Raw genomic sequence first — 24,737 nt, 5'->3', positions numbered from 1 at the left:
GTCGTGGGTACAAACCGGTGCCATGCGTGTCTGCTCCATCCTCGTGGACAACACGGAACATCCGCGGCCGGTATCCTGACTCCCGGATCCCCGCGCGCCGCCCGCCTTCCCGACCAACCTCGTCAGTGGCGTGTGGATGGCAGCACACTCCCCGGTCACAGTGGCGGGACCGTGCCGGTTTTGCACCGGCTTCCCTGCACCGCGGACCTTGTGCCACGAACATATAGTTGGACGTCCTAGTAAGTCCAGACCCGCCAACGGCGCGCCTAGAGTCGGAGCATGCGCATCGTCTCCCTGCTCCCGGCGGCCACGGACATCGTGGCGGACCTCGGACTCGCCGCCGACCTGGTTGGACGCACCCACGAATGCGACTGGCCTCCCGCCGCGGTGGCCTCCGTACCCGTCGTCACCCGCGCGGAATTCGACGCGGACTCACTCACCAGCCGGGAGATCTCCCGGGCCGTCGGCGGGTCGGCGCACTCCGGCTCCTCGCTCTACACCCTGGACACCGAAGCCCTCGCCGCGCTCGCACCGGAGGTCCTGCTCACCCAGGACCTCTGCCAGGTCTGCGCCGTCTCCTACGAGAGCGTCACCCGGGCGGTGCGCGTCATGGACGCCGGACCCCGGGTCCTGAGCCTGGAACCGAAGACCCTCGGCGACGTGCTGGACTGCCTGGTCACCGTGGGCGACCTGCTGGGGGTACGCGAGCGGGCCGAGCGGCGCCGCGCCGAGCTGCGGAGCCGGCTCGCCGAGGTGCGGCGGCGAACGGAGGGCCGGCCGCGGCCCGGGGTGGTGGCCATCGAGTGGCTCGACCCGCTGTGGCCCGCCGGCCACTGGGTGCCCGAACAGATCGCCGCGGCGGGCGGCGATCCGCTGCTGGCCGAGCCGGGTGAGCACACCAAACCGATGACGTGGGAGGCGGTGCGGGAGGCGCGCCCGGACGTGGTCCTCGTCCTGCCCTGCGGCTTCCCGCCCGAGCGGACCCTGACGGAGCTCGGCCTGCTCACATCGCTGCCCGGCTGGGACGAGCTGCCCGCCGTACGGGCAGGAGCGGTGTGGGTCCTGGACGGGCCCGCGTACTTCAACCGGCCGGGCCCCCGCGTGGTCCGCGGCGCCGAGGTGCTCGCGCACGTGCTCCACGGAGTGCGTGCGGGGGACCCGGTGACCGCGGCGGAGGCGCGCCGGCTGGTCTGAGCCTGATGGTCAGCTCAGCTCAACTCAGCTCAGCTCAGCTCAACTCAGCTCCGGTCACGGGCCACCGGGTAGGGGATGAAGGTGCTGCTGTTCTCGTCGACCGCGAGCGGGCGGCCGAGGGGCGGAACCGCGCGCTGCGGGCAGTCGAGGCGCTCGCAGAGTCGGCAGCCCATGCCGATGGGTGTGGCCGCGGCGGCGTTGTCGAGGTCGAGGCCGTCGGAGTAGACGAGCCGGGGCGCGTGGCGGATCTCGCAGCCGAGGCCGATGGCGAAGGTCTTGCCGGGTTCGCCCCAGCCGCCGCGGTGGCGGGTGACGGCGCGGGCGGTCCACAGGTGGCGCTGCCCGTCGGGCATGGCGGCGATCTGTACGTGGATCCGGCCCGGCGCGGCGAAGGCCTCGTACACGTTCCACAGCGGACAGGTGCCGCCGGCACGGGAGAAGTGGAATCCGGTCGCGGACTGTCGCTTGGACATGTTCCCGGCGCGGTCGACGCGGACGAAGGAGAAGGGAACGCCGCGCAGCCTGGGGCGTTGCAGGGTGCTGAGGCGGTGGCAGACGGTCTCGTAGCCGATGCCGAAGTGATCGGTGAGCCGCTCGATGTCGTAGCGGAACTCCTCGGCGGCCCGGTGGAAGGCGCCGTACGGGAGGATCAGCGCGGCCGCGAAGTAGTTGGCGATACCGATCCGGGCCAGGCCGTGTGCCGGGGACCCCTGCGGGAAGTCCTCGGCGGCCAGCCGGTCCAGCTCGGCCCCGTACTCCAGCAGGGCGAGCTGGGTGGCCATCCGGAACGCCTGTTGGCCCGGCCGCAGTCGGCCGGACAGGTGCAGGACCCGCGCGCCCGCGTCGAAGTGGTGGAGCCGGTCGGAGTCCGCGGCGAGGCGGAGTCCGTGGTGCTCGGTGAGGCGGCTCGACAGCACCCGGACGACTTCCCCGGGGCGGATGCCGATCTCCCGGGAGAGCGCCTCGGCGGCGAGGTCGGTGTCGTGGAGGTAGTTCTGGCGGCGGTAGAAGAACTCGCGGATCTCCTCGTGCGGTGAGCGCGGCGCCGCCGGGCCGCCGTCCCGTCCGTCCGCCGTGTCCGCGAGCCGCTCCGCCAGGAGCTGGCTGCGCCGTCCCAGGTCCAGCAGGACGGCGGCCACCGCCGGCATCCGGGTGGCCAGTTCGGCCAGGTCGGACGGGGAGACCCGGGCCTCGGCGACCTCGTTCGCGAGGGCTTCGCGCAGATCGGCCACGAGTCGGCTGGTGTCCCGTTCGGAGAAGAACCCGGGGTCGACGCCGAAGGCCTCGGTCAGCCGCAGCAGGACCGGCACGGTGAGGGGGCGGGAGTCGTGCTCCATCTGGTTCAGGTAGCTGGGGGAGATGCCCAGGACCCGGGCCAGCTCGGCCTGGCTCATGCGGCGCTCCTCGCGCAACCGCCGCAGCCGCGCACCCGCGTACGTCTTGCTCACCCGAACTCCTCCGGCCTCGACCGGCTCCAGGTTACGCACGATCCTGCCGTTTCCGACCTTCGCAACCTTGGCAAAACGGCCGCAGAAGATTCGCAGAAGTTGGCATGCGTACCGCATTGATGGCACTGCGTGCCGCTGTCAGAGTCTGTCCTGCGGCCGCCGGACCCGGCAGTCGAGAGGGACGCTCCCGGCACGACTCGTGCCCTGACGTCGGAGATCCCGGCAGTCCACGCTCGGCTGACCTGCAACATTGCTGAGTTCCACCCAGGGGCCGGCGGCTGTGACCCCGGTATGCGGCACAGAGTGCCAACGACTCGTCGTGATGAACGAGCGCGTTGGCAGACCAAGCGATTCATGGAGACGGTGACGACATGGCAGACACGAACACGACGGCGGCCGCCGAACAGCTCAAGCAGAAGTGGGCCACGGACCCGCGGTGGGCGGGCATCGAGCGGACCTACTCGGCCGAGGACGTGGTCCGGCTCGCCGGCAGCGTCCGCGAGGAGCACACCCTCGCCCGGCGCGGCGCCGAGCGGCTGTGGCGGCAGCTGCACGAACTGGACTACGTCCACGCCCTCGGCGCGCTCACCGGCGGCCAGGCGGTTCAGCAGGTCCGGGCGGGCCTCCAGGCGATCTACCTGTCGGGCTGGCAGGTCGCCGCCGACGCCAACCAGGCCGGTCACACCTACCCGGACCAGTCCCTCTACCCGGTCAACTCCGTGCCGCAGGTGGTCCGTCGGATCAACAACGCACTGCTGCGCGCCGACCAGATCGCCACCGCCGAGGGCGGCTCGGACACGACCGACTGGCTGGCGCCGATCGTCGCCGACGCCGAGGCCGGCTTCGGCGGACCCCTCAACGCCTTCGAACTGACCAAGGCGATGATCGCGGCGGGCGCGGCGGGCATCCACTACGAGGACCAGCTGGCCTCCGAGAAGAAGTGCGGCCACCTCGGCGGCAAGGTCCTCGTGCCCACCTCACAGCACATCCGCACCCTGAACGCGGCGCGCCTGGCCGCCGACATCGCGGACACCCCGACGCTGGTCATCGCCCGTACGGACGCCCTCGCCGCCAACCTGCTGACCAGCGACGTCGACGAGCGCGACGCGGAGTTCTGCACGGGGGAGCGCACCGCCGAGGGCTTCTACCGGGTCCGCAACGGAATGGCTCCGGTCATCGCCCGCGGCCTGGCCTACGCCCCGTACGCCGACCTCATCTGGGTGGAGACCGGCACGCCCGACCTCGCGCAGGCCCGCGAGTTCGCCGAGGCGATCCACGCGCGGCACCCGGACCGGATGCTGGCCTACAACTGCTCGCCGTCCTTCAACTGGAAGGCCGCCCTGGACGACGACCGGATCGCCAAGTTCCAGCGCGAGCTGGGCGCCATGGGCTACCGCTTCCAGTTCATCACACTGGCCGGGTTCCACTCCCTCAACCACGGCATGTTCGACCTGGCCCGCGGCTACGCCGAGCACGGCATGACCGCGTACGTCGACCTCCAGGAGCGCGAGTTCGCCGCCCAGGCCCAGGGATTCACCGCCGTCAGGCACCAGCGCGAGGTCGGCACCGGCTACTTCGACCTCGTCTCCACCGCCGTCAACCCGGCCTCCTCCACCACCGCCCTGGCCGGCTCCACCGAAGAAGAGCAGTTCCACTGAACACGCCGGCCCGGCCTCACCCGTCAGGAGAGCGCATGACCACCACCGCCACCACCCACCAGGTCCGGGTCCTCGCGGCGCCGGGCGCCCGCCACGACGACATCCTCACCCCGGAGGCTCTCGACTTCATCGGCCGCCTGACCCGGGCCTTCGGCGAGCGCCGCGAACAACTGCTCAAGGAGCGCCGCCGCCAGGCGATCCGGATCGCCGCCGGATCCCCGCTGGACTTCCCGATCGCGACCTCCGGCATCCGTGCCGACCGCACCTGGCGCGTGGCCCCGCCCGCCCCCGGCCTGGAGGACCGCCGGGTGGAGATCACCGGGCCGCCCGAGCGGCGGATGGCCGTCAACGCCCTCAACTCCGGCGCCAGGGTGTGGATGGCCGACTTCGAAGATGCCACCGCGCCGACCTGGGACAACGTCATCGGCGGCCAGCTGAGCCTCCTCGACGTCACCGAGCGCCGGATCGACTTCACCACGCCCGAGGGCAGGGAATACCGTCTCGGCGAGCACCTGCCCACCCTCGTGGTCCGGCCCCGGGGCTGGCATCTCCTCGAAGAGCACCTGGAGTTCGACGGCCGTTCCGTGCCCGCCCCCCTGGTCGATTTCGGCCTGTACTTCTTCCACTGCGCGCAGCGTCAGATCGATGCCGGGTACGGCCCGTACTTCTACCTCCCCAAGCTGGAGAACCGCTACGAGGCGCGGCTCTGGAACGACGTCTTCGTCTTCGCCCAGGACCTCCTCGGCATCCCCCAGGGCACGGTCCGGGCCACCGTCCTGATCGAGACGATCACGGCCGCGTTCGAGATGGAGGAGATCCTCTACGAGCTGCGCGAGCACAGCGCCGGCCTCAACGCGGGCCGCTGGGACTACCTCTTCAGCCTGATCAAGACCTTCGGCCACCGCACCGACTTCCAGCTCCCCGACCGCGCCCAGGTCACCATGACCGCACCGTTCATGCGCGCCTACACCGAACTCCTCGTCCGCACCTGCCACGAGCGCGGAGCCCACGCCATCGGCGGCATGTCCGCCCACGTCCCCGGCAAGGACCCCGAGGCGCACGAGGCGGCCCTCGCCGAGGTGCGCCTGGACAAGGAGCGCGAAGCCGAGGACGGTTTCGACGGCTCCTGGGTCGCACACCCCGGTCTGGTCCCCGTCTGCTGCGAGGTCTTCGACGGCGTCCTGGGCGAGCGTCCGAACCAGCTCGACCGCACCCGCCAGGACGTCCGGGTCGGGGCTTCGGACCTGCTCTCCGTACGGCGGATCAGCGGCCCGCCCACCGAACAGGGAGTGCGCACCAACGTCGCCGTCGCCCTGCGGTACTTCGACGCCTGGCTACGCGGCCAGGGTGCCGTGGCCCTCTACGGGCTGATGGAGGACGCCGCCACCGCGGAGGTCGCCCGTGTCCAGATCTGGCAATGGCTGCGCCACCGGGTCCTCGACCGCGACACGGTGCTCCGGATCCTGGACGAGGAGCTCGCCGACCTCGGCGGCGAACACCCCTGGGCGGCCGTCGACGAGGTGCGGGAGCTGTTCGAGCGCACCGCCCTGGCCGGCGAACTCCCCCTCTTCTTCACCCCCGAGGCCTACACCCGCCACCTCGTGCGCATCCCGCAGGCACGGTCATGAGCGGCGACCTCCGCAGGGTCGGGGTCGTCGGCGGCGGTCGGATGGGCGCGGGCATCGCCGAGGTCTGCGCCCGCGCCGGACTCGACACCGTCGTCTGCGAGGCCGGAGCCACCGCCGCCGGGGCGGCCCGTGAGCGGGTCGCCGCATCCCTCGAACGGGCCGTCCAGCGCGGCAAGCTGGACCGGCTCTCCGCCGAGGACGCACTCGCCCGGCTGGTCTTCACCGGCAGCCTCGACGACCTCGCCGACCGGCAGCTCGTCATCGAAGCGGTGACCGAGAGCGCGGACGTCAAGGCCGAGACCTTCGCGGCCCTGGACAAGATCGTCGAGGACCGCGGGGCGATCCTCGCGACGAACACCTCCTCCCTGCCCGTCATGCGCCTGGGCATGGCCACGGGCCGCGCCGACCGGGTCGTCGGGCTGCACTTCTTCAACCCGGTGCCCGTGCTGCCGCTGGTGGAGGTCGTCTCCTCGCTGCACACCTCCCGGGACACCCTGGAGACGGTGGAGGCCTTCGCCCGGGACACCCTGGGGAAGACGGCGATCCGGTCGCGGGACCGGGCCGGCTTCGTCGTCAACGCCCTCCTCGTCCCGTACCTGCTGTCGGCCGTCCGGATGGCCGAGTCCGGTTTCGCGACCGCGGCCGACGTCGACGCCGGAATGGAGCTCGGCTGCGCCCACCCGATGGGCCCGCTGAAGCTCGCCGACCTCATCGGCCTCGACACCGTCGCCGCCATCGCGGAGTCCCTCTACGACGAGTTCAAGGAACCCCTCTACGCCCCGCCCCCGCTGCTGATGCGGATGGTGCAGGCAGGGCTGCTGGGCCGCAAGAGCGGCCGCGGGTTCCACACCTACGACCGGGACCGCTGAGGGGCCCGGTTCCGCGGCCGGGCCGAGGGTCCCGGCAGCGTGGTGGAACGGGGTGCGGCGGAGTGGTGTCCGTCGCACCCCCGAACCGCGCCGAAGCACATGTGGAGGTGTTCGGAGCAGCGCAGGCCCGGGTCCGGTCGGACCGGCGCCAAGCTGTGGCGGCGGCGGTGGTCGTGTGGTCGCGTGGTCGGTGGCGACGACGCCGGCCACGCCGCGGTGGACCTCGGGGGCGGGGGCCGGCCATGCGGGACCTCGTCGGTTCAGGTGCCGGGTGGAAGGGTGAAGTCGAAGACGGCCGAGTCGTAGGCCGCGTACTGCTCGTAGCCGAGGACCTCGTAGAGCCGGGAGCGGGTCTGCATCCGGTCCAGGAGGCCCGCCTGGCTGCCCTCGGCGGCGATCGTGCGCAGGCCGTCCTCGACCGCGCCCATGGCGAGGCGGAAGAGGGTGACCGGGTAGAGGACGATGTTGTAGCCCAGTTCCTCCAGGGTGCCGGTGGTGAGGAGGGGCCCCTTGCCGAACTCCGTCATGTTGGCCAGCAGCGGCACGTCGACGGACTCGCGGAACGCCTCGAACTCGGCCTCGTCCGCGAGTGCTTCGGGGAAGACGGCGTCGGCCCCGGCGTCCACGTAGGCCTTCGCCCGGTCGATCGCCGAGGCCAGGCTCTCCACCGACCGGGCGTCGGTACGGGCCATCAGCAGGAAGTCGCGGTCGCGGCGGGCGTCGACGCCCGCGCGAAGGCGGCGGACCATGTCCTCGCGGGGCACCACCGCCTTGCCGCCGAGATGGCCGCAGCGCTTCGGGTTGACCTGGTCCTCCAGGTGCAGCCCTGCCAGTCCCGCGTCCTCCATGAGCTGGACGGTGCGGGCGGCGTTCATGGGCTCGCCGAAACCGGTGTCCGCGTCGATGAGGACCGGCAGGTCCGTCACCCGGGTGGTCTGCGCGGCGCGGGCCGCGATCTCGGTCGAGGTGGTGAGGCCGATGTCGGGCAGGCCGAGGTCCGCGGCCAGGACCGCCCCGGACAGGTAGGCCGCGTCGAACCCGGCGTCCTGGATCAGCCGGGCCGAGTACGGGTTGACGGCACCGGGCATCCTCAGCAGCCGCCCCGAGGCGAGAGCCTCGCGGAAGGTGCGCCGGCGGTCGGCCGCGGTGGTGTGCGTGTGCAGCATCAGAACAGGCCCTCCGCAAGCATGGCGTCGTACGCGGCGACCGCCTCGGTGTCCACGACAGGGAACGGTCGGGCTCCCGCCGGGCGGGAGTGGTCGGCGGCGGGGTACGTGTCGGGGCGGCGCGTGAGCGAGGCCACCGCCACCGTCACCGCAGTGTTGTCGACGACCCGGTCGAGGGCCGTCACGACGGCCGCCGGGTCGAGAGCAGGGTGCTTCCTGCGTGAGGGTCGCGACTCGGCCGGCTTCCGGGCGGGCCGCCGCTCACGCGGCAGCCGGCCGGCGCTGGGGTGGACGCGGACGTGGTGCTCGATCACGGGACTCCTCCAAGGAAGCGGTTCGTCGGTCGAGCCCAGCCTTCCCGCCGGGCCGGCCGCTTGCCTCGTCGGCACTCCGCGAAATCCCTCCGTGTTCGTCCAGCGAATCTGCGAATCTGCGCGAGGTGTCGGCCGAGAACGGAATGCACCATGCGAGGTCCCGCCACCACCAAGATCTGTGCACGACCCTCCCAGGCGCCCCCACCGCCGTTGATCCGGTGGCTACTTGGCCGCAGTGCGCGCTGCCCGTACGATGCCACTGCCCGGCCGCGGCCGGGTCACAACCGAATGGCTGTGCGATCGGGGGAAGCCGGTGGGAATCCGGCGCTGACCTGCAACCGTGTGCGGCGCGCTGACCTGCGCCGCGAGTCGGGATGCCCGCCGCGCGGCAGCATCCGCTTCCACTGTCACGGTCTGCAGCGCGAAGCCCGGTACCACCGGAACCGCCCCGGAGCGCGTACATGCGCCCCCTCCAGGTGGGGACGGGCGGTTGCGGGGGCGCGTCGGCGGACCCGACCGGTCAGAAAGGCCACCCCATGCGCCTGAGCCTCACCCGTCGTGCCCCCGTCACCACGGCCGCCCTGGGACTCGCCCTCACCGGCCTCGCCGGCCTCACCGCCGTGCCCGCCGTCGCCCACGCCCATCCCGTCAACACCAACGTCCCCGTGAGAGTCAGCCTCACCGTGCAAGGTCCCGACGGCTTGCTGTTCAAGGGCAGGATCACGACCAAGGGGCACGACGTGACCACCGCGACCGGCGGCACGCACACGTGCGACGGGACCAACGGCGGGGCGAACCCGAGCAAGGTCCCCACCCCGACCGCCGCCCTGGACGACGCCGCACGCCTCAACTACTTTGCCTGGGACGGTACCTGGTACGCCTCGTTCGACGACTTCTCCGTCGACACCATCAAGAACGTCAGCGGTGGCGGCTCGGCCTACTGGAACATATCCGTCAACGGCACGCCCACCCCGGTCGGCGGCTGCCAGTTCAAGCTGAACGCGGGCGACCGGGTGTCCTTCGTCTGGACGTCCTTCTGATCCGAGCAGTCCCACGGGGCGGGCGGGGTGCGCGGTCACGCGCCCCGCCCGCCCCGTGTCTCAGGCGCCCCAGCGCAGGGCGATGGTGTCGCCCACGTTGATCACCTTGTCGCGGGCGGCAGCGGCGAAGGCGGAGCCGTCCACGCTCACCTTCCAGGTGTCGGAGCCGCTTTCGGCCTTGCCGTTGACGGCGGTGATGGTGCCGGTCCCGGACGACGGCGTGACGCTCGTGACGCAGCCGGACGGGGCGGAGGAGCCGATCGCGGAGTTCAGGACGTCGCCGAGGGTGGTGGTCGTAGCGGTCGGGGTGAAGGAGACGGAGCAGACCTTCAGGCCGCCCGCGCCGTCGTCGACGGTGAGCGCCAGTTTGGTGGCCGTGCCCGAGGTGAAGGCCGACTGGGCGACCCACTGCGGGGCCCCGGGGGTGACCGGGACCGGCGGGGCGGACGTGAAGCCGCCGCCGGCCACCGCTCGGAGCGAGTCGATCGACGCGTAGGCCGTCGGTGCGGTGTCGCTCGGCTTGTACTTGAAACCGCCGCCCGGGTTGTACTGGTTGGCGATGAGGAAGTCGACCGGGGTCTTCCCGGCGGTGGTGAGGAAGTCCCCGGTCTGCGGGTTGATGCCGCAGGCGTTCAAGCCGGCCACCGCCCAGCCGTTGGAGCTGGTGTTGACGCCGTACATCGAGTTGAAGGCGCCCGAGGTGGTCACCAGCTTGCCCTTGAGGAAGTTCTTGGCTTGGACCACGTCGGTGTCGGTGTTCGGGACGCCCGAGACGCACAGGGCGGCCATGGCGGCGCCGGTCATGTCGACGTCACCGGCGGTGGCCAGGGCGGTCGGATTGCCTTCGGCTTTGCCGTACTGCCAGCCGCCGTCGTTGTGCTGGTTGGCGCGGATGCGGGCGACCAGCGAGTCGGTGAGGGACTGGGGTGTGCGGGCGCCGCCGGTCCGGGTCTTGGCGCCGCCGAGGGCGAGGGCTGCGAAGACGGTGCCGTTGAAGTTGCCGGACGGGCCGAAGTAGCCGGGTTCTGCCGCCTGCCAGTGGCCGTAGATGTTCGCGATCAGGTTGCGGGAGGCGGACACGCGGGCCGGGTCGATGCCGGCCGCGTACGCGTTCAGGGTGCCGCGCTCGTAGTCGGTGACCACGGGGGAGGCCGAGGGCCAGCCGGACGTGGAGAGCAGGTTGCGGTAGACGGTCCGGGCGTTCTTCGTCGTGTCGCCGCCGGGTGCGACGTCGACGACCGCGGTACCGGCTGCGGCGAACGCGCTGAACGCCCACTCGTTGGACAGCCCGGCTCCGGCGTAGGAACCATCGGCGGCCTGGAGGGACTTGAGGTACGCCACACCGTTCGTCTTGGACGTGGCGACCTGCGCCGGAGTCGAGGTCGCGAAGGCGGGCAGCACGGTGAGGGCGAAGGCGCCGAGCGCGGCGGGCGCCGCGAGCGCGAGGCGGCGGGAGGTGCGGGAACGGTTCATGGCCTGCTCCTGGAATCGGCGGACGCCGGCCGGTCCGGGCCCCGGACCATGCGCGTACCGCGGCAGGAGCGGGGGAGGAGGGCCGCCGTCCGGGACGCGTGGTACGGCTTCCTGTTGCTTCGTCGCCGTATGGGCATTCGGGCTCGGAACGGCTCCCCGTCCCACACCGCTGCGCGTCAGCTCCGGGTTCTCACCGGATTCCCCCATGTGGCAGCCCAGGACGCTACCCCAGTGATCAAGGGTGCGCCAGCATCCGGGAGTTCGGCGCAGGCCGGCGCCTCGGGATGAGACGCACCCCACCTTGACGGTGCAGGCGCGGCCGTGTTCCATGGCGGCTGATAAGTACTCAGCCCCAGGGGAAGCCGGTCGAATTCCGGCGCTGACCCGCAACCGTAGGCCCGGAACCGTCCCGGGCGAGCCGGATTGCCTGTGGCCGTGTCGTTGCACGAAGAACGCCGTCGCGGACTACGGTGTGGTCGTCTCCGCCCCTGCGGGATCGCGTACGGGGCGTATCGCCACGCACCCCGTTTGCCCGGCACGGACGAGGGGGCCGCGGGTGGACACCGAACAGCCGGCGCACGGTACGAGCACCAGACAGAGACTGCTGTCCATGATGGCGGCCGTGCTGCTCGCATCCGGCGTGACCGTCGGGTTCCTCACACCGGCCACGACGGCGAGCGCCGACCCGGTCAAGGACTGCACGGCCACCGTGGGCGCCATCGTGGCCGTCGACTTCGGCCCGTTCGGCGGCAAGGTGGAGCGCGGCTGCGACACGACGCCGACCTCCGGCTACGACCTGCTCCACGAGGCCGGTTTCACCACCACGGGCACGGTCCACGACGGACCGGCGTTCATCTGCCGGATCGGCAATGGGGCGTTCAACTCCGGTACGCAGTACCCCACTCCGGACAAGGAGGCCTGCGAGCTGACCCCGCAGGCCTCCGCCTACTGGTCGTACTGGGTCGCCTCCCCGGGCCAGAAGAACTGGACGTACAGCCCGCTGGGTGCGATGGCCCGTACCCCTGAGCCGGGCGACGTGGACGCCTGGGTCTTCGGCGGAACGGACGTCGGCGGCAGCACGGGCAAGCCGGCCTTCTCCCCGGACGACGTCCGCGCCGCCGGCGGTGAGGCTTCGCCCGGCCCGACCGATCCGACGGGCCCGGTGGTCCCGCCCGGCGCAGTCGACGTGCCCGCGGCCACCCGCTGGATCACCGGCCGGCTGAAGGACGGCGAGCGCATCGTCGACGAGGGCTCCGCCGCCCCCAACCACCTCCTGACCGCCGAGTCCGCTCTCGCCCTCGCCGCCGCGGACCCGAAGAGCCCGGTGGCCGCGAAGGCGGCCGCCTTCCTCGCCCGGCCCGAGCAGACCGACGCGTACGCCTACCCGTCCGGCAAGGACCAGGCGCCGGAGACGGCGGCTTCGGCCCGGCTCGCCCTCGTGGCCGAAGCGACCGGCGGCAACCCCCGCGCCTTCGGCGGGCACGACCTCCTCGGCGACCTCGTCAAGTACGTCTGCACCAGCGGCTCCGACGCGCCCGAACCGGTGCCCGGCTGCACGGCCAAGGGTGACTTCCGCACCACGTCCGGCCAGGCCGAGGGCCAGGCCCTCGCCCTGATCGCCCTGCTCGGCGCCGACGTGCGGCCCCCGGCCGACGCGGTGGCCCGGCTCACCGACATGCAGTGCGAGGACGGCGGCTTCACCAGCATGCTCATCCGCCGCGGCGACTGGTGCGACAGCGAGCCCGGAGCCACCGGCCTGGCCGCCCTCGCCCTCAAGCGGGCCGGCGGCCACGGCGAGGCGGTGGACAAGGCCCGCGCCCACCTGAAGAAGGTCCAGCTCGCGGACGGCGGCCTGCCCGCCGCCTCGTACGGCACGGCGGGCAGTGCGTACGCCACCGGCTTCGCCGCCCAGGCCCTGCGCCACCTCGGCGACACCGACCGGGCGGACGCGGCCGTCTCCTGGCTGTCCAAGCATCAACTGCCCGGCGGCGCCTTCGCCTTCGAGGACGGCGGTACGGACCCCCTGCTGTTCGCCACCGTCCCCGCCGTCGTCGCCGGAGCCAAGAGCGACCTGGTCACGCTGACCACCAGGAAGCCGGATCCTTCGCCCTCCCCGACCGCTCCCACCACCGGCCCGACCCCGACCACGGGCCCGACGGTCCGGCCCGACGACGGCCCGGACCCCGAGAAGGGCTCGGCCTACCTCACCGACCCCAAACGGCTCATCCAGGGCCATTACTACGAGAGCACCCCCGGCACCGGGTTCGCCGACTTCGGCCTGACCATCGACGGCGCGTACGCGCTGGCCGCCACCGGCGCCGACAACGCGTCCCTGCGCGGGATCGTCGACCACCTCGACCACGGAGGCAAGGACGGCACCGGCCGCACCCTCGACAAGTGGACGAACATCCACACCAAGTACGCGGGCGGCGGCTCGCTCGGCAAGGCGGCGGTCCTCGCCGAAGCCGTCGGCCGCAACCCCCGGAACTTCGGCGGCCAGGACCTGATCGCCGCACTCGCCAGGGCGGTGTGCCCGGCCAAGACCCCGGCGCCGGACCGCTCCTGCGCGGACAAGGGCGCCTACGCCAACGCCACTTCCGTCTTCTCCCAGTCGCTGGGCGTCATCGCCCAGGTCCGGGCGGGCGAGAGCGCCGCGGCGGCCGAACCGATCACCTACCTCAAGAGCCTCCAGCAGCCCTCCGGCGGGTGGGTCAGCCTGATCGGCGAGCCGAGTACGGAGGAAGTGGACTCCACCGCGATCGCCGCCATGGCCCTCGACCTCCTGCCCGACCAGCAGTCCCAGGCAGCCGTCGACAAGGCCCTGGCCTGGATCGCGACCCGGCAGAAGCCCGACGGCGGCTTCCCCGGCGCGTCCGGGAACTCGGTCAACTCCGCCGCACTCGCCGTCCAGGGCCTGTCCCTCGACGGCACCAAGTACAAGGCGCAGATCACCAAGGCCCTCGCCTTCCTCACTTCCCAGCAGAACGCCGACGGCGGCTTCAACATCGCCAAGGACGCCCAACCCGGCTCCGACCTGCGCGCCTCCACCCAGGCCGTCGGCGGCGCCACCGGGATCTCCTTCGGCACCCTCACCCGCAGCCTCGACGGCACCACCCCGCAGCCCACCACCCCGAAGATCGTCACCCCCGGCGAGGACGCTGGCGGATCCGGCGGCGACGGCGGAGGGGGCGGCGCTCTCGCCCACACCGGTACGCAGGTCATCGGCATCGTCGGGGCGGCCGTACTCCTCACCGCTCTCGGCTGCGGATTCGTGCGCGCCGCCCGTAACCGCCGCACGAGGCAGGGGGGCCACCAGTGACCAGCCGCTTCGTACGAGCCTTCGGCAACCTCACGGCGGCCGTCGGGCTGACCCTGGCCTCCCTGGCCGCCACCGCTTCGCCCGCCGCGGCCGCCCCACAGCCCGTGGGCCAGTGCACCACCTCGGCAGGCGTCGTCCTCGCCGTCGACTTCAGCCACTGGGGAGGGCCCGTCTACCGCTCCTGCGGCACGACACCCACCACCGGGTACGAGCTGCTGAACCAGGGCGGCTGGGCCACCACCGGCACCGGCCACGACGGCCCGGCCTTCATCTGCCGCATCGGCTACAGCGGTCACCAGGGCGGCAGGCAGTACCCGACCCCGGAGCAGGACGCCTGCGTGCTGACCCCGCCCGCCTCCGCGTACTGGTCGTACTGGCATGCCGACCCCGGCCAGAGCACCTGGACCTACAGCCAGCTGGGCGCCATGCTCCACAAGCCCGAGCCGGGCGGCGTCGACTTGTGGATCTTCGGCAGCACGAACATCGAGGGGACGGAGGGCAAGCCCACCGTCACCCCCGACCAGCTGCGCGCCCACAACGCCGAGCCGACCGGCGCCGGCCAGCCCGAGCCCAAGGACACCCGCACGGCGGCGCCGGTCCCGCCAGGCACCGACACCGGACCGAAGCCGGAGCGGCCGACGTCTGCGCCCCCCGAGCAGTCCCCGTCGTCGGCGCCCAGCCCCAGCGCCTCGGCCACCCCCTCGCCGAGCGTGTCCGTGACCTCGTCCCCGCCCAGTGCGGCCGCCGCAGCCGGCGTACCGAGCACCGGCCCCGAGGTCGTCGACGCGGCCCCCGCCGCGGACGCGGGCCACGACGTCGGTTCGTACCTGCCCGCCGTGGCGACCGGTGCGCTGGTCCTGCTGATCGGCGGAGCTGCCGCGTACGCGGCGAAGCGCCGCCGGCGCACCGAGTAGGCCGCATGGCACGCACGATCACGTCCGCAGCGGCCACGCCGCCCCTGTCCCGCCCCGCGCCGGACAGGGGCGGCCGCCGCCTGCCCCGCACCCTGCACCCGGTCGCCTGGTGGGTCTGGGCCCTGGCCCTGGCCACCGCCGTCAGCCGCACCAACAACCCGCTCCTGCTGTTCCTGGTCCTGGCCGTCCTCGGCTACGTGATCACGATGCGCCGCACCGAAGCACCCTGGGCCCGCGGCTTCACGTACTACCTGTACCTGGCGCTGACCGTCGTCACGATCCGGGTGGCCTTCCGGGCGGTCTTCGCCACCGGCATCACCCCGCACGACCACTTCCTCTTCTCCCTCCCGCACATTCCCACGCCAAACTGGTACGCAGGTATCCAACTCGGCGGCCCCGTCTCCCTGGAAGCCCTGCTCTCCGCAGCCACCGACGGCCTGCGCCTGGCCTGCATGCTGTGCTGCATCGGCGCCGCCAACACCCTGGCCAACCCGAAACGGGCCCTGCGGGTCCTGCCCGGCGCCCTGTACGAACTCGGCGTCGCGGTCACCGTCTCGATCAGCGTCGCCCCGCAGCTGGTCCAGAGCGTCCAGCGGGTGCACCGCGCCCGACTGCTGAGGGCCGGCCGCACCAAGGGGCTCCGGGCCCTGCGCGGGATCGTCGTCCCCGTACTTGAGGACGCTCTGGAGCGCTCGCTGCGGCTGGCCGCCGCCATGGACTCGCGCGGCTACGGCAGGGCCGGCACCGCCACCCGCCGCTCCCGCCGGATCACGGGCGTGCTCATGCTGCTGGGCATGTGCGGGCTGTGCGCCGGAGCCTACGGCTTGCTGGACGCCACCGCGCCGAAGCTGCTGGGGCTGCCCGCCATGGCGGCAGGGGCGCTGCTCTGCGTCGCCGGACTGCGTCTCGGAGGCCGACGCGTCACCCGCACCACCTACCGGCCGGACCCGTGGCTCCTCGCCGAATGGGCGGTGGCCGGCTGCGGAATCCTGTCGGCGGTCCTCCTCTTCAGCAACGCGGGCTTCAACGCCGCCGAACTGAACCCGTCCGTCCATCCGCTCAGCTGGCCCACCCTCCCCTTCGTCCCCGCCGCCGCGATCCTCCTCGCGGGCGCCGCCGGATTCCTCGCACCGCCCCCGGCACCCCGCCCCGCGACCCCCGTCCCCGCACCGCGCACCGAGGCAGCCAAGTGATCACCTTCGACCAGGTCACCGTCCAGTACGAGGCCACCGCGGAACCCGTTCTGAAGGACGTCGACCTGACCATCGAGGAAGGCGAACTCTGCCTCGTCGTCGGCCACACCGGCGTGGGCAAGTCCACCCTCCTCGGCGCCGTCAACGGCCTCGTCCCGCACTTCACCGGCGGCACCCTGTACGGCCGCGTCCTCGTCGACGGCCGCGACACCGCCTCGCACCCTCCGCGCGAGCTCGCCGACGTCGTCGGCGTCGTCGGCCAAGACCCTCTCGACGGATTCGTCACCGACACCGTCGAGGAGGAACTCGCCTACACCATGGAGCAGTTGGCGATACCACCCGCGACCATGCGCAAGCGGGTCGAGGAGACCTTGGACCTCCTGGGCCTGGCCGACCTGCGCCACCGCGCCCTGCACGAGCTCTCCGGCGGGCAGCAGCAGCGCGTGGCCATCGGCTCGGTGCTCACCGCCCACCCCCGGATCCTCGTCCTGGACGAACCCACCTCCGCGCTCGACCCGACCGCCGCCGAAGAGGTCCTCGCCGCAGTCACGCGCCTCGTCCACGACCTCGGCGTCACCGTACTGCTCGCCGAGCACCGGCTGGAGCGCGTGGTCCAGTACGCCGACCGGGTCATCCACCTCCCCGGCGACGGCCATGTCGTCTCGGGCCCTCCTGCCGAGGTCTTCCGTACGACCTCCATCGCGCCGCCCATCGTGGAACTCGGCCGAGCCGCCGGCTGGAACCCGCTGCCCCTGTCGATCCGTGACGCCCGACGGGCAGCGGCCCCGGCGCGCACCCGGCTGGCCGGCGCCACGCCCGGTCCTGCCCGGCCGCCCCTCCCGGCGAACCGCCCCGAACTCCTCGCCGCACGCGGGATCACCGTCACCCATCAGGGCGTGCCCGCGGTCCGGGAAGTGGACCTGGTCCTGCGCGGCGGAGCGGTCACGGCCCTGATGGGGCGCAACGGCTCGGGCAAGTCCTCACTGCTGTGGGCGCTCCAGGGCTCAGGGCCCCGCGCGGCCGGCTCCGTCCGCATCCCCCGCGACGAAGCGGCCGCCCCCGCCGACCCGCGGAGGCTGCCGGCAGCCGAGGCCAGGCGGCTCGTCGGCCTCGTCCCGCAAACCCCCACCGACCTGCTGTACCTCGAAACCGTCAAGCAGGAACTCGAACAGGCCGATACCGAGTCGGAGGTGAGCACGACCGGGACCACGGCCCGAACGATCCTGGACCGCCTGACACCCGGAATTCCTGACGCCACCCACCCGCGCGACCTGTCCGAGGGACAGAAACTCGCCCTGGTCCTCGCCATCCAGCTGGCTGCCGCCCCGCGCGTCCTCCTCCTCGACGAACCCACCCGAGGCCTCGACTACCGTGCCAAGGAACAGCTCATCCGGATCGTCGACGACCTCGCCTCCGACGGCCGAGCCGTTGTCATCGCCACCCACGACGTCGAGTTCGTCGCCCGTGCCGCTGACCGCGTCGTGGTCATGGCCGAGGGGGACGTCGTGTCCGACGGCCCCACCACCGAGGTGATCGTCGCCTCGCCGGTCTTCGCCCCGCAGACGGCCAAGATCCTCGCGCCCCTGCCCTACCTCACGGTCGCCCAGGCCGCCGAAGCCCTCGACAGCGCAGCAGGAACGGACCGCGCCTGATGACCGCGCTCAGCCCTGCCATCCGGATCCGCCCGCGTGCGGCCGCCGTCATCTCCATGGCAGCCTTCCTCGGGATCGTGGCCTTCTTCTGGCCCTTCCTCGTCGCACCGGGGAAGTTCGGCTCGAACTACGCCCCGCCGCTGATCTTCGGCGTGCTGCTGGTGATCGTCCTCTCCGTGGTCGTCTCGGAGATCGCCGAGGGCGGCATCAACTCCAAGGCCCTGGCGATGCTGGGCGTCCTGTCAGCCGTGAACGCCGCCATCCGCCCCCTGGGAGCCGGGACGGCCGGCATCGAGACGGTGTTCTTCATCCTGGTCCTGGCCGGCCGGGTCTTCGGCCCCGGCTTCGGCTTCACCCTCGGCTGCACCTCGCTCTTCGCCTCCGCGCTGATCACCGGCGGGGTCGGGCCGTGGATGCCGTACCAGATGTTCGGCTGCGCCTTCGTCGGCATGCTCGCCGGCTTCCTCCCCAGGGCCACCGGCCGCCGAGAGGTCGCCCTCCTCGCCGCCTACGGCTCCGTCTCGGGGTACCTCTTCGGCTTCCTGCTCAACCTGTCCTTCTGGCCGTTCTCCCTGGATCCGAACAGCTCCATCGCCTACCTGCCCGGACTGCCCTTCACCGAGCAGTTCCAGCGCTACCTGGCCTTCGACCTCGCCACCTCCCTCGGCTGGGACACCGGCCGCGCCGTCACCAACTTCGTCTGCGTCTGCCTGGCGGGACCGGCGGTCCTCACCGTCTTGCGCCGCGCCTCCCGCAAGGCCCGCTTCCAGGCCCCGGTCCGCTTCGACCGCACGGGCGCGGACCTCAGCGCCTGAGAGGGACCGATGCATGCCGACTGCTGCCGCCGGGCTACTCCGAGGGGTGCTCGCCCTGTGCCACTTCCACGCCTTGGTGCAGCCAGACGGCTCCGCCGAGGGACGAGGCACCCGCCGCCCCGCAGAGAAGGGCCATGGCGAGCAGGGCGGGTGCGACACGCCGCGCCGGAGCCTGCGCGAACAGGGCTTTGACCCGCGCCGGTACCGGGCCGGTGGTTCCTCGGGCCGCAATCGCCGGCGCCTGCAGGCGGCTGCGGCAGGCCGTCGAGGCCAGGGCGGCCCGTCCGATGGCGCGCGCCGTCAGCCGCCGGTCCCCGCAGGCACGCGCGGCGGCTTCGTCCGCCGCGCGTTCGGCGGCGAGGGAGACGAGGGGAAGGACGGACGCCAACGCCGGATGACACCATCCGGCGAGCTGTGCGACGCCCAAGAACAGATGGTGGTGGCCGGCCAAGTGGGCGCGCTCGTGCCCCAGGAGTGCTTCGCGCTCGCACGGATCGAGAGCCCGGAGCATGCCGGCGGTCACCACGATCCGGCCCCTTCGCCGCGTACCTCCCGGCAGGGCGAACGCGTCGGGCCGGTCGTCGTCGAGTACGCAGAGGCCTCCTGCCGCGGGGATCCCGGCCACGAGGTCCCGGGCCGCGCGCAGGCGCACCACCTCTGCCTTGACGCCACGGGCCGTGACGGTCGCGGTGACGGCCAGCGCGCCACCCGCCAGCATCGAGATGCAGGCCACGAGCGCCGCCGGGCCTGCCTGGAGGGGGTGCAGCAGGTGGGCGAGTCCGGCGAGTACGGGCAGGCTGAGGGCGAGCGGAAGGAGCAGGGCGCCCAGGCAGGTGACGACGCCGAGTGCCAGTGCGGCCGCGCCGACGGTAACCGCCCACAGGGCGACGTCCGGTCGCACCCTCTCGACGGTCCGCCGTGCGAGCGGCGCCAGGAGCCAGGGCAGCAGGAGCGGGGCCACCAAGAGCGTGATCACGGGCGGTCCTCCTGCAGGAGCCGCCGCAGTTCGGCTTCGTCGTGGGGGTCGAGCCCTTCGACGAAGCGTGCCAGCACCATGCTCCGGTCGCTGCCTCCGTCGAGCTCACGGTGCATGCGACGGGCAGCCAGTCCGTGGGTGTCCTGCACGGCGAAGTAGACGAACCCGCGGCCGCCGGGACGACGCCCCACCAGACCCTTGTCGCACAGGCGCCCGAGGAGGGTGGCCACGGTGGTGCGCGCCAGATCCTGGGGTATCGCCGTTCTGACCTGGGCAGCGGATTGTGCTGTCCCGGCGGACCACAGCGCGGCGAGCACGCTGGATTCCAGCTCTCCGGCGGGCCGTCGATCGCCCTCGTCTGTCATGGATCCCCCTTTGACGGGTACGTCGTGCACTGCGACGCAAGTCGACTACTTCGCTGTAGACAGAGTAAGGGTTTCCCGTTCCGTCGGGCGCGTCGGCGCCGAGGGCCGTGGAGTCCGGAGCCGGGTCGCGGCTACTTCGTCCCGGCCACGCGCAAGCACGTGGACCGGATCGCTCTCGCCGTGCTGCCGGCCGCCGTCGCCATCACGCTGATCGCCGCGGTTGCGACCACCGCCCCGGCCGATGCCGGCCTCTCCCTCGTCCTCTGTCTCGCCCGACCGCACCACGGGCCTCCCGACGCGTTCGTGGCCTGACGCGGTCGAAGGAGGGGCAGCCTCCGGGCAGGGGAAGGCGGCCAAGAGACCCGGACGGCGTGGGCATCGGCCGGGCCGCCGGGGCCGGATGCGTACGGGTCGCTCACGCGGTGGTCAGCAGCGGGCGCAGGCGACCGCCGACGAGACGGTCGGCCAATGCGCGCTGCCTGCTGCGGACGGATCGGGCGCAGACGGCGGCCACCAGCGCGCCCAGCGCGCATCCGGCGAGGACGTCGTGGGGGTAGTGCACGCCGACCCACACCCGGGAGGCCGCCATGAGCACCGCCGCGATCAGTGCGACGGCGCCGAGGCGGCGCGAGACGAACAGCAGGGCCACCGCGGCGGCAGCCGCGATGGCGGCATGGTTGCTGGGGAACGACCAGTCCCCGGGGGCGGGGCAGCCCTCCAGCACGGCCACGTGCAGGCTCTGGCAGGGCCGGTCCTCACGGACCACGAGCTTGAGCAGCAGGTCGACGCCGAAGCCCGCGAGCGTGATCAGAGGTACGGCGAGCGCGGTGACGGCCGCCGGCGCTCCGGCGCGGCGGGCCCGCCACCACGCCACGACCATCAGTACGGCGAACAGCGCCAGGCCGTAGAGGGACCAGGCGGAAATGACGTCGTTGAGCCAGTCCGGGGTCCGGTGGGCGACGTCGGTGACGTGGATGTAGGCGCCGCCGTCGATGTCTGATCCGTTGTACGCGGGGGTCATTGCGCTGTTCCGTTCTGGTGCTTGCGGCTCCGGCGGGAGCGCAGGAGTTCGATCGCCACGGGCAGCAGTGAGACCGCGACGATCAGGGCCACGATCGGCAGGAGGTACGTGTCGACGCTGGGGATCGACGAACCGAGGGCGTAGCCGGCCAGGACCAGCCCCACCGTCCACAGCAGGCCGCCCGCGACCTGCCAGAAGGTGAATGCACGGGCCGGAATGTGCAGGGCCCCCGCGAGGGGGTTGAGGACGGTGCGGACCACCGGTACGAACCGGGCCAGCACGATCGCCTTGGCGTGCCCGTACTTCGCCAGGAGATCCTCGGCCCGTGCGGCGCCCTCATGGAGTTTCTCGGAGCGGCTGCGCGCCAGGAGGGCGGGACCGGCCCTGCGACCGATGAGGTATCCGCACTGGGCGCCGGCCAGCGCGCCGACCGCGGAGGCGGCCAGCACCGCCGGCAGTGACAGGGCCGTCCCCTTGTCAGTCGTGCCGGCGCACAGCAGGCCCGCGGTGAACAGGAGCGAGTCGCCGGGCAGGAAGAAGCCGACCAGGAGCCCGGTCTCGGCGAACATCACCACCGCGATGCCGATCACGCCGAACGTCGCGAGCAGCGAATGGGCGTCGAGGAGGTTCACCGCGAGCGCGGCTGAGGCAGACGTGGCCATGGACGGGATCGGCCCCTCTCACTGGTTCGGGCACAGGGGACGGCCCGGAGCGCCCCTCTGCGACTACAGTCAAGTAGACGGTCTACTGCACTGTAGACGATCGAGTGGGTGAAAGCGGCCGAGCCCGGCCCGCGGCCACACGGGGATTCCCTGGCGGGTCCGCCTCGGCCGCAACCGACGGCCGGCTTTGGATCCCGTGCCAAGCATGTGAAAGCCGCAGGCCGGGCGGCGGGGCGCGCTGTCGCTGGTTCAGGTGAGGTTTCGGCTCCGGCCGGCGCAACCGCGAGATTCCGAGCCGAGATCGGGCAATCCGATGGGTGGTCACTCAGTCCCGAACCAACCGAAGGATGTCCCGTGAAACGCTGGTCCCAGGTTCATCGTGCAGCTTTTGCGCTGTCCGTCGCCGCCCTTGCCGTCGCGACCGGCGGCACAGTGGCCCTTGCCGCTCCGTTCCACAAGGTCAACGGACCGGAGTCGTACGTCACCGCGGGGCAGGAGATGACCGTCACGGCGACGTGCCCGAGCGGTGAGGTGCCCACTGGCGGAGGCGGCTACAGCACCTCTGTCCTGTTCACCGTTTCCCGGTCCTTCGCCATCGACACGACGTGGTACTGGAGCGGCAGGTACAGCCCCGGCGCCACCGAATCGGCGAAGGTCAGCGCGTTCGTCATCTGCACCACCCCCTGACCCACGGGTTGGATCCGCGCCCGGATCAGCCCTCGTGACTGCCCGCCCGGCGCTTCGTCGCCCGAGCGCGCTTACGGAGTACGAGGGCAAGGCCGGCGGCGAGCAGTGCGCTCCCGAGGGCGAGGATGATCGGGATTCGGCTGAAGAAACCCGTCTGGGCGAGGGGCCCACCGTCGTTGTCGGTGTCCGTGTCGGCGCCGGTGTCCATGGGGACGCCGTCCGCGGCGTCGGGCGTCGAGCCCGGCGCGGCCGGTCCGGTGGCCCGGGCCGACGCGGAAGCCGAAGCATCGGGCTGCGGGGGTGACGCCGTGCCGGCCGGGGACGCCTGGGGGGAGGGTGCGGATGAAGGCACGGAGGCTCCCGGAGAGATGGCGGTGATGGTGACGTCGTCGTAGTAGTCCACGACGGCCGGCGTCCCGCCCTTCACATGGCCCTTCGCCGCCTGCCAGTTGGGGCGGTACAGGCCTATTTTGTGGTACGGGGCGGTGTCCTGGTGGTAATTGTTGGGGCCGCGGTGCGATCCCACCTGGGCCCCGTCGAGACTGGCGGTGATGGAGCCGGGGGTGGTGGTCGTGGACCAAGTGATGTCGAAGGACCACTGGTTCCAGTGTCCGAGCTGAACCGGGCCCAGGTCGTATTTCACCTCCTCCGCCTGCTCCGAGGGCGTCTTCGAGTTGACGACCAGCATCCAGCGGTCGCCCCTGACGGCGAGGACGACCGCGGGGAACGTACCCGTTCCGCCGTGCCACTGGGAGACGATGGTCTGGTTGTCGTAGCGGAGCCAGTCCTTGGGGAGGTAGTTGGCGAAGGTGTACCGGTAACTCCCGTACGGCACACGATCGGTGGCGATCTCGGTTCGGTAGGAGTTCCCGTCGTCGGGCATGGCGAACCGGACGGCCTTGCCGCCACGCCCGCCGGGCGCCGCAGTCACGTCCACGGAACCGGTGCCGTCGATGCCCTTCCGGTGGAACGCGGCCGTAGTACCGGACTCGAAACCGTCCTTGAACGGGACGGACGTGAGCGCACGGTCGGCGGCGGCTTCGGTTGCCCCGAGACCCACCACCGACAGCGCCGCCAGTGCCGCACCGATCTGACGTCTGCGACTGAAACGCTGGAACATGAACCGTCCTTGAAAGAGGGGGAGTCGGTGCGGTGGTGAGCCGAGGTGGGTGGATGGCCGCAAGCGCATGGTGGGGGACGGCCACTCACACCAAGCCACACGACCCATCAGAAGCCAACAGGTTCGCACGTGATGGCACATCACATCGCAGCGGTCGTCGCGAGTCAAGGGGACACGGAAGGGCGAGATCCGCTCGTGATGTTCACAGGCGACACCGGTCGGCCTTCAGATCCGGGCCGTCACGGCCGACCCGGGGGTCACTCCGACGTCCGTGCCGGCCGGGCGGCCCGGCTCGTCGCGCGCCTGCGGCGACGGAGCAGCAGCCATGCGGCCGACAGGAGCGCCGGGCACCCCGCGACCAGCCACGGCACCTTCAGGAAGCCGTCGGAGCCGGAACCGCGGACGTCGTTCGCGCTCGCCGTGACGGTGATCTTGCCCCAGCCGGCGAACGGGGCACCCGCCCACGACTCGGTGAGGCGTACCTTCTGTCCCGGGAGCAGCTCACCCGGAACGTTCCCGAGCTGCCGTTCGCCGGGACCTCCCCAGACCAAGCCGCCGGTGCGAAAGGAAACCCGGGGGACGAGCTTCACGTTTCCCGTGTTGTGCAGGGTGTAGGAAAGGGCCGATCCGCTGCTTCCCGTCCACGGTATCTGCGGGCTCCGCGCCGTGAACCGTACGTCCTCCACGGTGAGGCCGGGTTGCTCCGGCCCCTCGACGCGCAGGTAGATCCTGGCCCCGACCCCGCGCTGGATGCCCACGTGGGAACCGTCTGCGGGCCGCACCCGGGTGTCGACTGCCACCAGGGCACCCACGTGGTCGCCCGGCGAGGCGTCACGGGGGACGCTGAGGCTGAGGCCGACCGTCACCGCGGAACGGGCCGGCACCGTGACGGTGTCCCGCTCGGGCTTCCCCCAGGCGCCGACGTCCCGCTGGGCATCCTCGATGCCGCGTACGGCCAGCCCGCCATCGCGTTCCGTGTTGTGGGCGTCGGCGACGTACAGCCGGAACGTCAGCTCCGAGCCCGTGGTGTTGGTGACGACCGCGCGGTCGGTGAGCGTCGTGCCGGGCCGTGCCGGGAGTTCGAAGGCGGCCCGGGGAGTGATCGTGGAGTCTGCGGGCCTGACGGACCATTCGCCGTTGTCCGCCGCGCCGGCGGGTGCGGGGCAGAGGGCCGTCAGGAGGAGAAGGAAGAGGGCAACGAACGCTGTGCGCATGGCTCGTCA

22 protein-coding genes and 4 riboswitches are annotated in these 24,737 nt (G+C 72.1%); of the genes, 12 read left to right on the top strand and 10 right to left on the bottom strand.

What is annotated here, in order from left to right:
• Nucleotides 1-47: 47 nt before the first annotated feature.
• A riboswitch (cobalamin riboswitch) is annotated at nucleotides 48-233 on the bottom strand.
• A gap of 46 nt (nucleotides 234-279) precedes the next feature.
• Nucleotides 280-1,194, top strand: a complete 915-nt coding sequence (locus AB0M92_RS20195) for a cobalamin-binding protein (protein ID WP_366103598.1) — start codon at nucleotides 280-282, stop codon at nucleotides 1,192-1,194.
• 44 nt (nucleotides 1,195-1,238) lie between these two features.
• On the opposite strand, the gene AB0M92_RS20190 is transcribed toward AB0M92_RS20195, so the two are convergent.
• A complete protein-coding gene (locus AB0M92_RS20190) occupies nucleotides 1,239-2,642 on the bottom strand; it encodes a short-chain fatty acyl-CoA regulator family protein (RefSeq protein WP_366103597.1) in 1,404 nt (467 codons plus the stop codon).
• A gap of 371 nt (nucleotides 2,643-3,013) precedes the next feature.
• Here AB0M92_RS20190 and aceA point away from each other — a divergent pair, with 371 nt between their 5' ends.
• From aceA to AB0M92_RS20175, 3 genes are read left to right on the top strand one after another with little or no spacing between them, the layout of a single operon-like run.
• Nucleotides 3,014-4,300, top strand: coding sequence for an isocitrate lyase (gene aceA, locus AB0M92_RS20185; RefSeq protein WP_366103596.1), 1,287 nt, complete (start codon nucleotides 3,014-3,016; stop codon nucleotides 4,298-4,300).
• Between the two features lie 35 nt (nucleotides 4,301-4,335).
• Nucleotides 4,336-5,928, top strand: a complete 1,593-nt coding sequence (aceB, locus tag AB0M92_RS20180) for a malate synthase A (protein WP_366103595.1) — start codon at nucleotides 4,336-4,338, stop codon at nucleotides 5,926-5,928.
• Entirely contained in the window at nucleotides 5,925-6,797 is an 873-nt protein-coding gene (locus AB0M92_RS20175) for a 3-hydroxybutyryl-CoA dehydrogenase (protein WP_366103594.1), read from the top strand. Before aceB ends, AB0M92_RS20175 begins: the two co-directional genes overlap by 4 nt.
• A gap of 260 nt (nucleotides 6,798-7,057) precedes the next feature.
• On the opposite strand, the gene prpB is transcribed toward AB0M92_RS20175, so the two are convergent.
• The gene (prpB, locus tag AB0M92_RS20170; RefSeq protein ID WP_366103593.1) at nucleotides 7,058-7,963 is read right to left on the bottom strand and encodes a methylisocitrate lyase; all 906 of its coding nucleotides are present in this window, start codon (nucleotides 7,961-7,963) and stop codon (nucleotides 7,058-7,060) included.
• Entirely contained in the window at nucleotides 7,963-8,277 is a 315-nt protein-coding gene (locus AB0M92_RS20165) for a hypothetical protein (protein ID WP_366103592.1), read from the bottom strand. Before AB0M92_RS20165 ends, prpB begins: the two co-directional genes overlap by 1 nt.
• A 276-nt stretch (nucleotides 8,278-8,553) precedes the next feature.
• A riboswitch (cobalamin riboswitch) is annotated at nucleotides 8,554-8,660 on the top strand.
• A gap of 153 nt (nucleotides 8,661-8,813) precedes the next feature.
• Between AB0M92_RS20165 and AB0M92_RS20160 the strand changes: the two genes are divergently transcribed.
• On the top strand, nucleotides 8,814-9,317 hold the full coding sequence (locus AB0M92_RS20160; RefSeq protein WP_366103591.1) for a DUF4430 domain-containing protein: 504 nt from the start codon (nucleotides 8,814-8,816) through the stop codon (nucleotides 9,315-9,317).
• Nucleotides 9,318-9,377: 60 nt separating this feature from the next.
• Here the strand turns inward: AB0M92_RS20160 and AB0M92_RS20155 are convergent, their stop codons facing one another.
• Nucleotides 9,378-10,790 carry a hypothetical protein gene (locus AB0M92_RS20155; protein ID WP_366103590.1) on the bottom strand — a complete coding sequence of 471 codons (1,413 nt, stop codon included), beginning with the start codon at nucleotides 10,788-10,790 and terminating at the stop codon, nucleotides 9,378-9,380.
• Nucleotides 10,791-10,921: 131 nt separating this feature from the next.
• A riboswitch (cobalamin riboswitch) is annotated at nucleotides 10,922-10,994 on the bottom strand.
• Nucleotides 10,995-11,092: 98 nt separating this feature from the next.
• A riboswitch (cobalamin riboswitch) is annotated at nucleotides 11,093-11,240 on the top strand.
• A 163-nt stretch (nucleotides 11,241-11,403) separates the two neighbouring features.
• Here AB0M92_RS20155 and AB0M92_RS20150 point away from each other — a divergent pair.
• The 5 genes from AB0M92_RS20150 to AB0M92_RS20130 are packed head-to-tail and all read left to right on the top strand — an operon-like array spanning nucleotide 11,404 to nucleotide 18,683.
• Entirely contained in the window at nucleotides 11,404-14,109 is a 2,706-nt protein-coding gene (locus AB0M92_RS20150) for a prenyltransferase/squalene oxidase repeat-containing protein (protein ID WP_366103633.1), read from the top strand.
• Nucleotides 14,106-15,023 (top strand): hypothetical protein, encoded by a 918-nt coding sequence (locus tag AB0M92_RS20145; RefSeq protein WP_366103589.1) that lies wholly within the window; start codon nucleotides 14,106-14,108, stop codon nucleotides 15,021-15,023. Before AB0M92_RS20150 ends, AB0M92_RS20145 begins: the two co-directional genes overlap by 4 nt.
• Nucleotides 15,024-15,028: 5 nt before the next feature.
• Nucleotides 15,029-16,216 (top strand): energy-coupling factor transporter transmembrane component T, encoded by a 1,188-nt coding sequence (locus AB0M92_RS20140; RefSeq protein WP_366103588.1) that lies wholly within the window; start codon nucleotides 15,029-15,031, stop codon nucleotides 16,214-16,216.
• Nucleotides 16,213-17,868, top strand: coding sequence for an ATP-binding cassette domain-containing protein (locus AB0M92_RS20135; RefSeq protein WP_366103587.1), 1,656 nt, complete (start codon nucleotides 16,213-16,215; stop codon nucleotides 17,866-17,868). The genes AB0M92_RS20140 and AB0M92_RS20135 overlap by 4 nt, the downstream gene beginning before the upstream one ends.
• Nucleotides 17,868-18,683 (top strand): ECF transporter S component, encoded by an 816-nt coding sequence (locus AB0M92_RS20130; RefSeq protein WP_366103586.1) that lies wholly within the window; start codon nucleotides 17,868-17,870, stop codon nucleotides 18,681-18,683. Before AB0M92_RS20135 ends, AB0M92_RS20130 begins: the two co-directional genes overlap by 1 nt.
• Nucleotides 18,684-18,717: 34 nt before the next feature.
• Here AB0M92_RS20130 and AB0M92_RS20125 read toward each other — a convergent pair whose 3' ends face one another.
• Nucleotides 18,718-19,659 (bottom strand): M48 family metalloprotease, encoded by a 942-nt coding sequence (locus tag AB0M92_RS20125; RefSeq protein ID WP_366103585.1) that lies wholly within the window; start codon nucleotides 19,657-19,659, stop codon nucleotides 18,718-18,720.
• On the bottom strand, nucleotides 19,656-20,024 hold the full coding sequence (locus AB0M92_RS20120) for a BlaI/MecI/CopY family transcriptional regulator (protein WP_366103584.1): 369 nt from the start codon (nucleotides 20,022-20,024) through the stop codon (nucleotides 19,656-19,658). The genes AB0M92_RS20125 and AB0M92_RS20120 overlap by 4 nt, the downstream gene beginning before the upstream one ends.
• Before the next feature lie 159 nt (nucleotides 20,025-20,183).
• On the opposite strand from AB0M92_RS20120, the gene AB0M92_RS20115 reads away from it, so the two are divergent.
• Complete coding sequence (locus tag AB0M92_RS20115; protein ID WP_366103583.1) at nucleotides 20,184-20,336, top strand: hypothetical protein; 153 nt, start codon at nucleotides 20,184-20,186, stop codon at nucleotides 20,334-20,336.
• 103 nt (nucleotides 20,337-20,439) lie between these two features.
• Here the strand turns inward: AB0M92_RS20115 and AB0M92_RS20110 are convergent, their stop codons facing one another.
• The gene (locus AB0M92_RS20110) at nucleotides 20,440-21,045 is read right to left on the bottom strand and encodes a phosphatase PAP2 family protein (RefSeq protein ID WP_366103582.1); all 606 of its coding nucleotides are present in this window, start codon (nucleotides 21,043-21,045) and stop codon (nucleotides 20,440-20,442) included.
• A complete protein-coding gene (locus tag AB0M92_RS20105) occupies nucleotides 21,042-21,707 on the bottom strand; it encodes a DedA family protein (protein WP_366103581.1) in 666 nt (221 codons plus the stop codon). The genes AB0M92_RS20110 and AB0M92_RS20105 overlap by 4 nt, the downstream gene beginning before the upstream one ends.
• A 354-nt stretch (nucleotides 21,708-22,061) precedes the next feature.
• Here AB0M92_RS20105 and AB0M92_RS20100 point away from each other — a divergent pair, with 354 nt between their 5' ends.
• Nucleotides 22,062-22,394 (top strand): hypothetical protein, encoded by a 333-nt coding sequence (locus AB0M92_RS20100; protein WP_366103580.1) that lies wholly within the window; start codon nucleotides 22,062-22,064, stop codon nucleotides 22,392-22,394.
• A gap of 25 nt (nucleotides 22,395-22,419) precedes the next feature.
• Here the strand turns inward: AB0M92_RS20100 and AB0M92_RS20095 are convergent, their stop codons facing one another.
• Nucleotides 22,420-23,514, bottom strand: coding sequence for a heparin lyase I family protein (locus AB0M92_RS20095; protein ID WP_366103579.1), 1,095 nt, complete (start codon nucleotides 23,512-23,514; stop codon nucleotides 22,420-22,422).
• A 257-nt stretch (nucleotides 23,515-23,771) separates the two neighbouring features.
• A complete protein-coding gene (locus AB0M92_RS20090; protein ID WP_366103578.1) occupies nucleotides 23,772-24,728 on the bottom strand; it encodes a DUF916 domain-containing protein in 957 nt (318 codons plus the stop codon).
• Between the last annotated feature and the right edge of the window lie 9 nt (nucleotides 24,729-24,737).

This window comes from Streptomyces sp. NPDC051582 (genome assembly GCF_040681715.1).
Taxonomy (GTDB): Bacteria; Actinomycetota; Actinomycetes; order Streptomycetales; family Streptomycetaceae; genus Streptomyces.
This window is presented reverse-complemented; position numbering and strand designations above follow the sequence as displayed.